The sequence below is a fragment of the Mycobacterium sp. ITM-2016-00317 genome (assembly GCF_002968295.1).
Taxonomy (GTDB): Bacteria; Actinomycetota; Actinomycetes; order Mycobacteriales; family Mycobacteriaceae; genus Mycobacterium.
Window position 1 is genome coordinate 2,201,884 of the sequence record NZ_CP134399.1, and the last position, 14,211, is coordinate 2,216,094.

General features: G+C 67.9%; 13 protein-coding genes. 8 read left to right on the plus strand and 5 right to left on the minus strand.

Annotated elements, in window-relative coordinates; translation table 11 throughout:
* The first annotated feature begins 52 nt into the window (after positions 1-52).
* Genes C6A87_RS10490 through C6A87_RS10515 form a run of 6 tightly spaced genes read left to right on the plus strand, consistent with a single transcriptional unit; the run spans position 53 to position 6,150 of the window.
* The gene (locus C6A87_RS10490) at positions 53-1,231 is read left to right on the plus strand and encodes a cytochrome P450 (protein ID WP_311117881.1); all 1,179 of its coding nucleotides are present in this window, start codon (positions 53-55) and stop codon (positions 1,229-1,231) included.
* Position 1,232: 1 nt separating this feature from the next.
* Positions 1,233-2,201, plus strand: a complete 969-nt coding sequence (locus C6A87_RS10495) for a zinc-binding dehydrogenase (protein WP_311117164.1) — start codon at positions 1,233-1,235, stop codon at positions 2,199-2,201.
* Position 2,202: 1 nt separating this feature from the next.
* Positions 2,203-2,958 (plus strand): aldolase/citrate lyase family protein, encoded by a 756-nt coding sequence (locus C6A87_RS10500; protein WP_311117165.1) that lies wholly within the window; start codon positions 2,203-2,205, stop codon positions 2,956-2,958.
* A complete protein-coding gene (locus tag C6A87_RS10505) occupies positions 2,958-3,689 on the plus strand; it encodes an SDR family oxidoreductase (RefSeq protein ID WP_311117166.1) in 732 nt (243 codons plus the stop codon). The genes C6A87_RS10500 and C6A87_RS10505 overlap by 1 nt, the downstream gene beginning before the upstream one ends.
* Positions 3,690-3,697: 8 nt before the next feature.
* Entirely contained in the window at positions 3,698-5,218 is a 1,521-nt protein-coding gene (locus tag C6A87_RS10510) for an NAD(P)/FAD-dependent oxidoreductase (RefSeq protein ID WP_311117882.1), read from the plus strand.
* On the plus strand, positions 5,215-6,150 hold the full coding sequence (locus C6A87_RS10515; protein ID WP_311117167.1) for an alpha/beta hydrolase fold domain-containing protein: 936 nt from the start codon (positions 5,215-5,217) through the stop codon (positions 6,148-6,150). Before C6A87_RS10510 ends, C6A87_RS10515 begins: the two co-directional genes overlap by 4 nt.
* Here the strand turns inward: C6A87_RS10515 and C6A87_RS10520 are convergent.
* Complete coding sequence (locus C6A87_RS10520; protein WP_311117168.1) at positions 6,127-6,609, minus strand: SRPBCC family protein; 483 nt, start codon at positions 6,607-6,609, stop codon at positions 6,127-6,129. The genes C6A87_RS10515 and C6A87_RS10520 overlap by 24 nt on opposite strands.
* Before the next feature lie 101 nt (positions 6,610-6,710).
* Between C6A87_RS10520 and C6A87_RS10525 the strand changes: the two genes are divergently transcribed.
* On the plus strand, positions 6,711-7,859 hold the full coding sequence (locus tag C6A87_RS10525) for an acyl-CoA dehydrogenase family protein (protein WP_311117169.1): 1,149 nt from the start codon (positions 6,711-6,713) through the stop codon (positions 7,857-7,859).
* Positions 7,860-8,213: 354 nt separating this feature from the next.
* Here the strand turns inward: C6A87_RS10525 and C6A87_RS10530 are convergent, their stop codons facing one another.
* The 3 genes from C6A87_RS10530 to C6A87_RS10540 form a co-directional block, all read right to left on the minus strand.
* Positions 8,214-8,606 (minus strand): DUF2510 domain-containing protein, encoded by a 393-nt coding sequence (locus C6A87_RS10530; protein WP_311117170.1) that lies wholly within the window; start codon positions 8,604-8,606, stop codon positions 8,214-8,216.
* Positions 8,607-9,487: 881 nt separating this feature from the next.
* Positions 9,488-11,137: a DUF222 domain-containing protein gene (locus tag C6A87_RS10535; protein WP_311117171.1), complete on the minus strand. Its 1,650-nt coding sequence runs from the start codon at positions 11,135-11,137 to the stop codon at positions 9,488-9,490.
* A 90-nt stretch (positions 11,138-11,227) separates the two neighbouring features.
* Positions 11,228-12,160, minus strand: a complete 933-nt coding sequence (locus C6A87_RS10540; RefSeq protein WP_311117172.1) for an LLM class flavin-dependent oxidoreductase — start codon at positions 12,158-12,160, stop codon at positions 11,228-11,230.
* Positions 12,161-12,260: 100 nt separating this feature from the next.
* Here C6A87_RS10540 and C6A87_RS10545 point away from each other — a divergent pair, with 100 nt between their 5' ends.
* Positions 12,261-13,196 carry a TIGR03619 family F420-dependent LLM class oxidoreductase gene (locus C6A87_RS10545; RefSeq protein ID WP_311117173.1) on the plus strand — a complete coding sequence of 312 codons (936 nt, stop codon included), beginning with the start codon at positions 12,261-12,263 and terminating at the stop codon, positions 13,194-13,196.
* Here C6A87_RS10545 and C6A87_RS10550 read toward each other — a convergent pair.
* Positions 13,177-14,196: an NADP-dependent oxidoreductase gene (locus tag C6A87_RS10550; RefSeq protein ID WP_311117174.1), complete on the minus strand. Its 1,020-nt coding sequence runs from the start codon at positions 14,194-14,196 to the stop codon at positions 13,177-13,179. The genes C6A87_RS10545 and C6A87_RS10550 overlap by 20 nt on opposite strands.
* Positions 14,197-14,211: the final 15 nt, after the last annotated feature.

Below are 14,211 nucleotides of genomic sequence, written 5' to 3' on the forward strand. Positions count from 1 at the left end.
GGAAGTGACCACGGCGCAGGACTTCACGTACGACCCGTTCGACCCGGCGGTGATGGCCGACCCGCTGCCGTACTACCGGGTGCTGCGCGACGAGCATCCCGTCTACTACCTGGACAAGTGGGACACCTACGCGCTGTCGCGGTTCGACGACATCTGGCGGGTACTGGAGATCAACGACGGGACGTTCGTCGCGTCGGACGGGACGCTGCCGGCCGCGGCTGTGCTCGCCCGGCACCACGACGGCCCGGTGCCCGACCCGCCCCTGCACCCCATGCCTTTCCACGCCAACTTCGACGCGCCGATCTACGACGAGGTCCGCCGCTGCACCGCGGCGCCGTTCCGGCCCAAGAACGTCGCCAAGCTGGGTGAGCGGATCCGGGTGCTGGCCAACGAACGGCTCGACGAGCTGCTGCCCCTGGGCCGGTTCGACCTGACCCAGGACTACGGCGGGATCGTCGCGGCCTCGGTGGTGTGCGAACTCGTCGGCCTGCCAAGCGATCTCGCAGCTGACGTGCTGGCCACCGTCAACGCAGGCAGCCTGGCGCAACCGGGCAGCGGCGTCGAGGTGGCCAACGCCCGGCCGGGCTACCTGGAGTACCTCACACCGGTGGTGCAGCGCAGGCGCGCCCAACAGGGTGACGCACTGCCGATCGTCGACAACCTGTTGGCCTACCGGCTGCCGGACGGATCGGCACTGTCCGATCTGGAGGCGGCCGTGCAGATGCTGGGGGTGTTCATCGGCGGCACCGAGACCGTCCCCAAGATCGTCGCGCACGGACTGTGGGAACTGTCGGCGCGGCCGGGTCAGCTCGCCGAGGTGCGGTCCGACCTGGACGTCAACGTGCCCGTGGCGCGCGAGGAGATGATCCGCTACTGCGCGCCGGCCCAGTGGTTCGCGCGCACCCTGCGCAGGCCGTTCACCCTGCACGACACCACCATCCGGCCCGGCCAACGGATCATCTCGCTGCTCGCCTCGGCCAACCGGGACGAGCGCGAATATCCCCGCGCCGACGAGTTCATCTGGAACCGGCCGATCGAACGGCTGCTCGCGTTCGGCCGGGGCCAGCACTTCTGCCTGGGCGCACACCTGGCCCGGCTGGAGATCACGATCATGGTGACCGAATGGCTCAAGCGGGCGCCTGCCTTCCGAGTCGACACCGCCGCCGCCTCGCGGCCGCCGTCGAGCTTCCAGTGGGGCTGGAACAACCTACCGGTCGAAGTCGAGGTGTGACGTGTGGGCCTACCGACTCGTCGCGCCGTACACATTCGAGAAAATCGATGTGCCGCAACCGTCTCCGCAGTCACTCCGCGACGGCCAGGTGCTGCTGCGGTTCCTCGCCGCGGGCATCTGCGGCTCGGACCTGCCCGGGTATCGCGGCGCCAAGGGCAGACTGCCCGGTGACACCGGCGCCCGCGCCGCCGAGATGACCGGCTTCCCGATCCACGAGATCGCCGGCGAGGTGATCGCGAGCAGGCACGCCGCGCACCATCCCGGTGACCGGGTGGTCGGGTGGGCGTCGGGCTTCGACGGGCTCATGCAGGAGGTGGTCGCCGACGGCGAAGGTCTGGTGGCCTACCACGACTCGTTGACCCCGGCCCACGCGGTCGCGCTGCAACCGCTGGCATGCGTGCTCTACGCCGTCGAGCAGTTGCCCGAGCTGACCGGCCGGCACGTCGCCGTCCTCGGTCAGGGCTCGATCGGCCTGCTGTTCTCCTACGCGGCCAAAGTCGCCGGGGCGGCCCACGTCACCGGCGTCGACCCGGTGGACCGCACCGACGTCGGGCCCGCGTTCGGCGTCGACACCGTCGTACGCGCCACCAGCGACCGCTGGGTGAGCCACCTGCCCCCGGACGCCAAGCCGGACATCGTGATCGAGGCGGTCGGGCACCAGGTGGCGACCCTGTCGCACGCGGTCGAGGCGGCCGCGTTCGGCGGTACGGTCTTCTATTTCGGTGTGCCCGACGACGACTCGTATCCGATCAGCATGCGCACCATGCTGCGCAACAACCTGACCCTGAAGTCCGGGGTGACGGTCGAACGCAGGCGGGTGCTCGCCAAGGCCGACGCGTTCGCGCGCTCCCACCCGGGGCTGCTGGACAAGTATCTGACCCACACCTTCGGCGTGGACGAGGCCCCCGCGGCCTTCGAGCTCGCCTCGCGTCCGGTGCCGGGCCGAATCAAGATCGCGATCGCGGCCTGACATGGCGAACAGGATCCGGGACGCGCTGGCGGACAAGCCCCAGATATGGGGCGGCTGGGTGGTCGGCCCGACGGTGCTGGGCCCCGAGGAGTTCGCCGCAACCGGCTACGACTATGTCGGATTCGACTGCCAGCACGGCTATCTCAGCGATGCCGACGTCGCCCGGATGCTGCGCCGGCTCGAACACGTCCCGGTCGCGACCGTGGTGCGGTTGCCCACCGCCGACGCCGCACCGATCGGCCGGGTGCTCGACGCCGGTGCCGACGCCGTGGTGATCGCGATGGTCGAGTCGGCCGAGCAGGCCGCGGCGGCGGTGGCCGCCACCCGGTACGCGCCGGCCGGGGTGCGCAGCTTCGGGCCGCTGCGCGCGAGCATGGGCATCGACCCGCAGAGCCTGCAGGACCGCGTGTCGGTGTTCGCGATGATCGAATCCGCACCCGGCCTCGCCGCGGTCGACGACATCTGCGCCGTCGAAGGGCTCACCGGCATCTACGTCGGGCCCGCCGATCTCGCGATCGCGTTGGGCCACGGCCCGACCGACGCGTGGACGCGACCCGACGTGTCGGCGGCGATGCAGCGCATCCAGCGCGCCACCGCCGGTGCCGGGCTCGTCGCCGGCATACACGCCAACACCGGCTCCATCGGACATGCGATGGCGCAGAAAGGGTTCCGGATGATCACCCTGGCCTCGGAGTCGCAGGCGCTGCGCCGCGGCGCCGCCGAGCACCTCGCCGAGGCGCTCGGCCGGTACTCCTGATGGGCGCCGACCGCGTCGCGTTGGTGACCGGCGCGGCCCGCGGGCAGGGCGCGGCGATCGCGGCCCGGCTGATCCGGGACGGGTTCCTGGTGGCGGCATGCGACCTGCTCGTCGACGAACTGCGGCAGACCGTCGACGGGCTCGGAGCCGACCGGGCGATGGCGGTGGAGCTGGACGTCACCTCCGGAGAGCAGTGGGGTGACGCGGTCGCGGCGGTGCTCGACAGGTTCGGCGCGCTGAGCACGCTGGTCAACAATGCCGGCGTGCTGCACCGTGCGTCACTGTCCGACGAGACGGCCGACGGCTTCGAAGGCAGCTGGCGGGTCAACTGCCTGGGCCCGTTCCTCGGTATCCAGGCCGCATTGCCGCACCTGCGCGGTGCGGCGAACGCCTCGATCGTCAACACCTGCAGCACCGGGGCGGTCCGGCCGTTCCCGAACCACAGCGCCTACGGCTCGTCGAAATGGGCGCTGCGGGGCCTGACCCAGGTCGCCGCCGTCGAGCTGGCGCCGGCCGGTATCCGGGTGAACGCGGTGCTCCCGGGCCCCGTCGAAACCCCGATGCTCGACCCGGCCACCCAGTCCCGGCTGGCCGATACGGCGTTCATGGGCCGCATCGGCAAACCGGCCGAGATCGCCGACGCGGTCGCGTTCCTGGTCTCCGAGCACGCCACCTTCATCACCGGTTCGGAGCTCATCGTCGACGGTGGGCAGTCCCTGAAGATTGGATGACGATCCCCATGGCCAACACGCTGTCCGTAGCGATCATCGGCGCCGGCCCCGGAGGCCTGGCACTGGGAATCCTGCTGCGCAAGGCCGGATTCGACGACTTCACCATCTTCGACCGCGAAGACGGCGTCGGCGGCACGTGGCGGATCAACACCTATCCGGGCCTGGCGTGCGACGTGAAGTCGCACCTGTACTCGTACTCGTTCGACCTCAACGCCCGCTGGTCCCGGCTGTGGTCGGGGCAGGAGGAGATCCTGGAGTACTTCGAACGCTGCGCCCAGCGTCACCGTCTGCGGGACAACCTGCGGTGCAACACCGAGATCGTGTCGGCGCACTGGAACGCCGAGTCCCGCACGTGGCGGCTGACCACCGCCGCCGGCGACGAGCACACCTTCGACGTCGTGGTCTCGGCCGTCGGGATGTTCACCCGGCCGGTGATGCCCGACCTCGTCGAGGAGGAACCGTTCACCGGCACGATCATGCACACCGCGCGGTGGGACCCGTCGGTGGACCTCAGCGGTGCCCGGGTGGCGGTGCTGGGCACCGGATCGACTGCGGCGCAACTGGTCCCGGAAGTGGCGAAGAAGGCCGCCAAGGTGTATTCGGTGCAGCGGTCACCGACATGGGTGCTGCCCAAGCCCGACCGGGAGTACAGCGAGCGGGAGAAGTGGATGTTCGCCCACATCCCGCTGGCCAAGAAGATCTACCGCACCCGGCTGTGGTTGCGCAGTGAGTCCAACATCTCGGTCATCGAGCACGGCAGCGACAAGACCCAGGAGTTCAAGAGCATCGCGCTGCGCTCGTTGGAGGCCACGGTGACCGACGACGCGCTGCGCGCCAAGCTCACCCCGGACCATCCGCTGGGATGCAAACGGCTGGTGTTCGCCACCGACTACCTGCAGACGCTGACCCAGCCGCACGTCGAGGTGGTCTCCAGTCCCGCGCGCCGGCTGCGGGCGCGCTCGCTGCTCACCGAGGACGGCACCGAACTCGACGTCGACGTCGTCCTGTGCGCGACCGGTTACGCGGCGGCGGACTACCTCGGGCAGATCGAGGTGCGCGGCGCGGACGGCGCGCTGCTGAGCGAGACATGGCGCGACGGCGCGTTCGCCTACCTCGGGATGACCGTGCCCGGCTATCCCAACTTCTTCATGCTCTACGGGCCCAACACCAACGTCGGCTCCAACAGCGTGATCTTCATCCTGGAGGCGCAGGCGCGCTACATCGTGCGGGCGCTGCGGCACATGCGGCGCAGGAAGCGGAACTACATCGAGGTACGGTCCGAGGTCATGACGCGTTACCTGGACTGGATCGACACCTGGATGCAGGGCACCGTGTGGCTGACCCGGTGCAGCAACTACTTCCGCGCCGCCAACGGCCGCGTGGTCACCCAGTGGCCGCGCAGCGCCCGCACGTTCTGGCAGCTCACCCGGTTCTTCAAGCCCGGTGACTACGCCTTCGCCGAACCCCAGCGCAGGACCGCCATCCGGGTCGGCGCGCAGACCGCGGCGCAATCGGTAGGCCGGCCGTGACCGACCACGACTTCGCTGAGCGCCTCGACCCCGCCCTGCGCCACCTCGCGGCCGCGCGCACCGACCTGTCACCGCACCTTCTCGGCGTCGTGCGGGACTCGCTGAACCAACGACGGGCCGAGACTGCGAGGACACTCGACACCGTCGGTGTGGAGATCGAGCAGCGTGAGATCGCGGTGCCGCAGGGCCACCACGTCACGGTGCGGATCTATCGTGGCGGCGTGCCCGGGTCGGGGGCACTGATCTACTGCCATTCCGGAGCTTTCGTGCTCGGCAACCTCGACACCGACCACCGCCAGTGCGTCGAACTGGCCCGCCGCGGACGGTGCACCGTGCTGTCAGTGGACTACCGGCTGGCCCCCGAGCATCCGTTCCCGGCGGCGCTCGACGATGCGGCCGCGATCCTGGAATGGGCATCCAGGAGCGCGGTCGAACTGGGGATCGACGCGGCGATGATCGCCGTGGCCGGCAGCAGCGCAGGCGCGGCGCTGGCAGCCGGTCTCGCTCAGCGGGCCGCGGCAGGCAGTGCGCCGCCGGTGGTGTTCCAGCTGCTGCACCAGCCGGTGCTCGACGACCGGCTGTCCCCGTCGAAAGAGGAGTTCCTCACCACGCCCGGCTTCGACGGGGAAGCGGTGCAGTGGATGTGGCGGCACTACGGAGCGGGTACGGAGGTCCCGGAAGACGCAGTACCCGCGCGCGCCGAGGACCTGTCCGACCTGCCGCCCGCGCTGATCACCTGCTCGGAGCTCGATCCGCTGCGCGACGAAGCGATCGACTACGCGCTGAGACTGCTGTGGTCCGGCGTCGGCGCCGGTCTGCACGTGTTCAGCGGCACCTGCCACGGTTTCGACTCGCTGGTCCCGGAGTGGGAAGTCAGCGAGCAGCTCTTCGACATCCAGGGCGCGGCGCTACGCCGGGCTTTCCTGCGCTAACTCCCGGGCGATCGCCTGGTGGTAACTGTCGATGTTGGCCGGGTTCACGATGCGGAAGAAGTTGTCGGGCAGGGGTGATTCCCGGTAGGCCTCGACCGTCATGGTCCGGCTGAACAACGTGACGCCGTCGGCGGGTTGAGTGAATTTGTACTGCACACTGATCCGGCCCGGCATGCCGCCGTTGCCCTCGCTGTCGTGGCCGAGGTTGCCGACGGAGTTGAACATCCACAGCCGGGGCCGCATCGCGATCGCCAGATGCCAGGTGAAGATCCGCTTCCCGTCGGGACCGGTCTCGGTCCAGGTGTCGCCGACCTCCAGCGGCAGCTTGTCCGGCACCTTGCCGACATGCGCGCTGCCGGGGTAGGTCCTGGTCCAGTTGACAGGGTTCGTCACGAAGTCGTAGATCTGTTCGGGGGATTGGGTGAACGCCGTCTCTGACGTCGTCGTGACGATTCCCATGCCAGCTCCTTCTCGCCTGCCGCGCGTCTTTACAAAGTCACGCCATAATGTCACGCTGCCAGGTGGGCGGCCAAGGGGGCGCGGGAACTGGAGGTGCCACGGTGGACTTCTCCGAAGTCAGCCTCGCCGAGGGAGATCGAGCATTTCAGGCCGAGCTGCGCGAGTTCCTGGCCTCGGTGGTGACCGACGAGGTCATCGACCGCGACCGCCGGACCGGGGACAACTTCGACGAGACCGTTCATCTTGCCCTCGGCACGGCCGGGTATCTCGAACGCGACTGGCGCGCCGAGGCTGACGGTGGTTTCACCGCCGTGCAGCGGCGGATCTGGGAACTGGAGATCGGTCGCGCGCATACCCCGTGGTTCCACTGGGGGACGACCTCGATGGTCGCTCACGCGGTGACGCGGTTCGGCTCCCAGTCGTTGCGTGACGAGATCCTGCCCGGGGTGCTGGCCGGACGAATCCGGTTGTGCCTGGGCTACACCGAGCCCGAGGGCGGTTCGGACGTGGCCACCTGCAAGACCCGGGCAGTGCGCGACGGCGACGACTGGATTGTCAACGGCGCGAAGATGTTCACCTCGAACGCCCAGCACGCCCAGTACGTCTTCCTGATCACCAACACCGACCCGGCGGCGCCCAAGCACCAGAGCCTGACGATGTTCCTGGTCCCGCTGGACTCGGACGGCGTCGAGATCCAGCCGCTCCGCACCGTCGACGGGGATCGCACCAACATCACGTTCTACAGCGACGTCCGCGTCGCCGACCGGTACCGGGTGGGGCCGGTCAACGGCGGCTGGACCGTGTTGCGCGATGCGCTGAACACCGAACACGGCACCGTCGACCGCGACGAGAACGGATTGAGCAAGCTCGCGGTGATGATCGATCAGGTGCTGCTGCTCGCCGAGGAGCTCGACCGGGTGGCCGGCGAGGTGTCGGCCGACGGTCGGCTCGATGACGAATCGGTCGGTTATCGCCTGGGGCGCAGTGTGGCCCGGCTGGAGGCGGCGATGAGCACGCCGGGCATGTTCGGCAGGGTCGCCCTGGCGCAGACGATGCGCGACATCACGCCAGACCTGATGGACATCGGCGGTGCGGCATCGGCGGTGGAGAACGGGCTCAGCGCCGAGTATCTGTTCCGGCTGGCTGCGCCGGTGGGCATCTACGGCGGCACGCTGGATGTGTTCCGCAACATGATCGCCCAGCACGTGCTGGGACTCGGCAGGCCGAACTATTCGCCGGCGCGCACGTAGGTCCATCCCCTCAGAACGGCGGTGGGTCGTCGCCATAGTCGGGTTCGCGCCAGCCGGTGGGTGATTCCCACGGGGTGTGACTTGGTGATCGCGGGTGTGCTCGCGCGTTGTCGTTGTCGGACAAGCGCTGTCGGCGGTTGCGTCGGCGTTCGGCTTCGATGGACCGGGCTCGGGTGTTCGAAGCGCTCTTCCGCACTTGCTGTGCGGTTGCACTTGCGGTCACCTGCTGGGTTGCGCAAACGTTGGTGGCAACCAACAGTTCCCTGCGAGCATCATGTCTGGTCTTGTCGGCAGCGCTGTATTCGGGGCCACCCATTTACCGTGCGTAGCCCGGGAGTGAGACAGAGCGTTTAATCAGCTATTACGGCTACGGAGCGTGTGGTGGACTGCGAAGGCAGCCCATATCAGAGTCCACATTCCGCCCCAGAGTAACCACCCGACGCCAAAGAATCCCAAGATGCCGCCTGCCGCTTCGGCGCTTTCACGTTCTGACTGACTTGCTCCGGGCTCGACGTCTACGTTGGCTGCTGATGCGAACCAGAACAAGGTCGGGATGACCGTGCCGAGAAGCGAGAAGATTGCCAATAGAGCAAAGCCATAGTGGATGGTGAAGCGTCGTTCGTTGTTATGCGGGCGGCGCTGAGGCGGTGTTGGCGGAGGAGGCGCTGTAGGCCCCCATGCTGTTCCGTCGAAATACCTTTGCCCACCATTGCCCGACGGATCTGGATACCAGCCTGGTGCACTCATTGTGCCCCCTTCCCCATGATTTGAGACGATAACCCGCGCCGCCAGCAAACATATCGGAACTGCTGGCTGTTGCCGGCAGTTCTCGATGCCCTGACATTGGAGCAGCCTTCCAAGGTTGACGCGCGCTGAGTCGCAGCGATTTATTCGTGGCTGAATCTTCTAGCGAAGAATGTCGGTACCGGGCGGCATCCAGCGCGGTTCGTCAGGCAGGACGTTATGGTCGAACACCAGGTATGTCTCACGGGCCTGGATGCTCTCGTCGTAATGGTAGCCACCTGTGGTGGTGCACGAGTAGGACCCGCATGAGGTGCGAATCGGCATGTAACCGGCTGGTGACCAGATGACGCGGGCCCGTTCCCAGCTACCGTCGGAGTAACGCGGCGCGTCACAGATCGTCCGACGCTGTGAACCGAACAATCCCCACCTGATCGTTTCACAGCCGACCCGCGGGTCGGCATTCGCTGGAGCTGCACTGATGGTGACGGATGTGGCAAGCAGGCTGCAAGCAATGGCCAATAAAGCGGTAGCGCGCATAGATATCCCCCCAGGACAATAGCGACACGCATGTATGCTCGTAAATTTACGCTACCGTTATCGTCGGCGCAATGCAGAAGTTTGCGAAAGTTGCACCGCGACGTTGATTCAGAAGCTCTGTACCCAGCGCCGTGGTCGTCGATTCAGGTAGCTGTCCGGGATAGCGCGACCTATACGAGCAAACTTCTACGGGCGATTTGTCCACGCCTGGGGCGGCAGCAGCAGTGTCGGGGGTTCGCGGCCATCTGCCAAGCCGTTCCTCTTTTCCCGTCCATAACATGATCGCCCAGCACGTGCCGGGACTCGGCCGGCCGAACTACTCGCCGGCGCGCACGTAGGTCCGTCCCTTAGAACGGTGGCGGGTCGTCGCCGTAGTCGGGTTCGCGCCATCCGGTGGGTGATTCCCACGGGGTGTGACTTTGTGGCATCAAGCGTTGTTTGCGGTTGCGTCGGCGTTCGGCTTCGATGGATCGGGCTCGGTTGTGGGCGCGGGTGTTTCGGCGTTTGGGCATCATCGCCCCGCGCCCGTTACTGATCACCGGCTCTGGTGGGTCGCCAGTCCACAACGTGCCGGTCGGTGTGCACAGGGCCGGGAAGAGTCGGCGGCTGCCGGGGTGGGTGGTGTAGGTGTGCCCGGTGGGGGCGGTCCAGACGACCGTGCCGTCGGGATACTGTCGGTCGCGCCACCCGGTGGGGCCGGTCCAGAACGTTTTCAGCAAATGATGAAAACGGCACAGCGACTTCAAATTTGAGGCGTGCGTGGGCCCGAGTGGGTAGGGCACGGTGTGGTCGATGTCGGCCAGCGTGGCCGGGGCGTCGCAGCCGGGGAATCGGCAGGTGAGGTCTCGGCAGCGGATGAATTCGGCCAGTGCGCGTGAGGGGGTGTAGCGCGGCTCGGGCCCGGACATACCGGGATGGATGACCTCGCGGATCTTGGCTCTGTCGAGCATGCCGTCGAAGAAGGGTGCGGGCATGAGCCCGGCTCCGAAGATGTAGCCCGACCGCCCCGGGATCAGGGTGGGTGCGCCGCGCCGCGCCGTGGACGCCGGCGCCGGGACGGGCTCTTCGGGCGCGTGGTCGGTGTCTGCGTCGGTCTGCTCGGCGGGCTTGGGCTGCGTTCCTTCTTCTGTCTCTGACTCGGACGCCGTGGTCTCGCAGGACGTCCTCGATTGCCCGGTGGTGTGGTCGGTGAGGGCGTAGACGATGATCTCCTGCACTGGGCGGGGGTTGGTGGCAGCCTCGCAGTCACCGTTGCCGCAGCGGCAGGCCAGGGTGGTGATCCCGTGGAACAGGGCGGCCAGGGCATCCTCGCGGCGCTCATCGAGGGTGCGGGGGTCGGCGTCGCAGACGCTGTAGGCCATCGCGGTCAGGGTGCGTTCCCCAGCAGCGGCATCACCGTCGAACATCCGCGCCCACACCGTGGTGAACCCGGGCGCATCACCGGGGTTGCCGAACTCGATAGTGCGCCCCAGGTCGCCTTCGCGACTCTTCCGTACGGCGTCGGGGTCGTGGCGTTCGACGATGGTGTCGATCTCGGCTTCGGTCTTCTTGACCGACAACGGTCCCCAGCCGAGGATGTCGGCGGCCAGGTCGGCGTCGACCGCGGCGATCAAGTCCGGGTCGGTGATCAGGTCGGTGCGGGTGATGATCGCGCGCACCAACATTTCGCTGATCAACCCCTGCAGGAACAGCGCCCCGAGTTTGGGGAGGCGGTCGCGCAGCACCACCGCGCGGTAGGCCTGATGCAGCGCCAACCCCTGGGTTATCCGATACGCCGCGGCCAGTTCGGCGGTGACCGCCGCTTCCGGGTCGACCCACCAGTCCAGTCGGTCATCGGGGGCGAGGTCGACGCGGCGGATGAACAATTCGGCCATCAGCGCCAGCTTGCGGGCACACACCGCGTTCTCCATCCGCGAGGTCACCGCGGCGGCGTCGATGAGCTCGGCATCCGAGAGCCCGGCGAGCTGGTCGGGCTCCGGAACCGATCCTTCGAACATGTGTGCGACTCTACCGATGGGGTGTGACAGGTGCGGTCGTTACTGGAGCATCTGTGGACCGATTCGGATCTGTGGACAAACCGCCGCAGATCAAAGCTGCGGAATGACCTCCGAGGCCAGCAGTTCCAGCGTCTGATCCGAGGCCCGATCGTGGGTGAACAACACGATCTGGCCGAATCCCAGCTCGACCAGCGCGCCGAGGCGATCTGCCATCTCGGCCGGTGTCCCGATCAAGTCGGTGTCGTGTAATCCGAATCCCTCGCCGCCGAAACGCTTTTCGGCGAGGCTGCGCACCTTCGGCAGTGCGGCGTCATCCGGTGCCAGCGCCATCACCGCCTCGATCGAGAGCGTGATGGTGCCCGGGTCGCGGCCGACGTCGTCGCAGATCGACCGCAAAGCGGCGATCTTCTCCTTGATCTGACCGAGAGCGTAGGTCGGCACATTCCACACGTCGGCATACCGCGCCACCAACGGCAATGTGAACTTCTCGCCGACCCCGCCGACGACGATCGGGGGGTGTGGATGCTGGACCGCGCCCGGTGCGATCGGCATGTCGGTGACGGTGAAGTACTTGCCCGCGAAGTCGATCCGGCCGTCGTCGAAAGCCTGATGCAGGATCTGCAGGGTCTCGCCGAGTTGTTCGGACCGGTCGGCGAAGGTGCCCCACGGCAGGCCGGCGCGACGGTGTTCATCCTCGATGGAGCCGCTGCCGAGGCCGAGGCTGAGCCTGCCGCCGGAGATCTGGTCGAGCGTGGTCGCCATCTTGGCCAGCGTGACCGGATGGCGGAACTGGTTGCACAACACCATGTGTCCGACCCGCAGCGTGTCGGTGCGGCTCAGCAGCGCGGTGGCCAGGGTCCAGGCCTCCATCGACGGATAGTCCGGCATGCCCGGCCCGTACAGATGGTCGTAGAGCCACAGCGAGTCGATGCCGAGGTCCTCGCACCGCAGGGCCCGGTGCAGGATCTCATCGAAGGCGAAGCCCATCTGGGGCAGGTAGATGCCGATCTCCGGCCTGCTCATGACCCTCCTGGGTGCCGCGCTGTACATTGTGCCGTCTGCATGGTAACGACATTCTCGCAAGTGAGAAGGAAGTTCTGGCGAGACGACCCGGAAGGCTGCCATGCAGTTTGCGATCACCCATCCGATGCACAGCCATCCCTACAATCCCGAACTCGTCACCGGGACCGGGATCGCGCAGGTGGCCACGGCCACCGAGAAGGCCGGGTTCGGCGGCTTCGGCTTCACCGACCATCCCGCGCCGACCCGACGCTGGCTGCAGGCGGGCGGGCACGACGCGCTCGACCCGTTCGTGGCGATGGGCTTCGCAGCGGCCCACACCACGACGCTGCGATTGATCCCGAACATCGTGGTGCTGCCGTACCGCAACCCGTTCGTCGTCGCCAAAGCCGGCGCCACCCTGGACCTGATCTCCGGCGGTAGATTCACCCTGGCCGTCGGAGTCGGCTATCTGAAGCGGGAATTCGCCGCTCTCGGTGTGGCATTCGACGAGCGTGCCGAACTGTTCGAGGAGGCGCTGAAGGTGATCCGCGCCGTCTGGACCACCGACGAGGTCACCGTCGAGGGTAGGCACTTCAGCGCCGCCGGCATCGCCGCCCATCCCAGGCCGGCCGCCCCGCCGCCGATCTGGGTGGGCGGCAACACCTCGGCCGCACGGGCGCGGGTCGCCAGGTACGCCCAGGGTTGGTGCCCTTTCCGGGCCCCGGCGCTGCTGGCGCAGACCGCCCGCACGGCGCCGCTGGAGACGTCGGAGCACCTGAAGGCCGGCATCGATGACCTACGGCGCCGCCTGGAGGATGCGGACCGCGATCCGTCCGGCGTCGACATCACGTTCACCAACGACACGGGTGGTTCTCCGGGGTCCACCGACTTCAACGCCGACGAATTCCTCTCCGGCGTGGCCGAACTCGAAAAGGCCGGGGTGACCTGGATTCAGGTGACGGTGCCGGGGGACAGCCTCGCGCACACACTGGAGACCATCGAGGAGTTCGGCGAATCGGTCATCGCCCCGGCGTCGCTCACGACCCGGCGAGCCTGACCAGCGTCTTGCCGATGTTGGCGCCGGTGAACAGGCCGTTGAGCGCGTCCACACAGGATTCGATGCCGTCGAAGATGGTTTCGCGGTGAGTGAGCAGGCCCTGCTCGTCCCAGCCGCGCAGCGCGGCGAACGCCTCGTCGAAGCGCCCCCATTCGTCGAGGGCGTTGAAACCCTGCATCGACGCGGTTTTGGCGAGCAGATTGACGTAGTTCGCCGGTCCCGGGTGCTCGCCGGTGAGATAGCTGGAGATCACCCCGCACAGCACCACCCTGGCCTTGTGCGCGAGCCTGCCGAGCACCGCGTCGAGGATCGGTCCGCCCACGTTGTCGAAGTACACGTTCACGCCCTTCGGGCAGTGCAGGCGCAGCGCCGCGGGCAGGTCGTCGTTGCGGTAGTCGATGCAGGCGTCGAATCCGAAGTCCTGCACCACCGCCCGGCATTTGTCCGGCCCGCCGGCGATACCGACCACCCGCGCCCCGGCGATCTTGGCGATCTGCCCGGCCACCGATCCGGTGGCCCCGGCCGCGGCCGACACCACGACCGTGTCGCCGGGCTGCGGGCGGCCGATCCCGGTCATGCCGAAATACGCGGTGGCGCCCGTCGGCCCGTAGACCGACATCACCGCCAGCTGGTCCACCCGGTCGCCCGGGCCGGGCACCGGCGTGGTGAACAGGTCGTCGCGCACGGTCGTGTACTCCTGGAACCCGGTCAACGTCGTCACGATGTCGCCGACCGTGTAGGCGCGACAACGGCTTTCGATCACCTCGCCGATGCCGGCGGCGCGGATCACCTCACCCAGGCCGACCGGCGGCAGATAGCCGGGCTGGTCGTCGAGCCAGGTCCGCACGGCCGCGTCGACGCCGACGTAGGTGGTGCGCACCAGGGCTTCGCCGGCCGCGGGTTCGGGGGCACGCGTGGTCACCAGCTCGGTGTCCTCGGGTGCGACCAACCCCTGTGGCCGGCGGCGCAACACAATCTGGCGGTTCGTCAGCGTCGACACCCGGCCGAACCTACC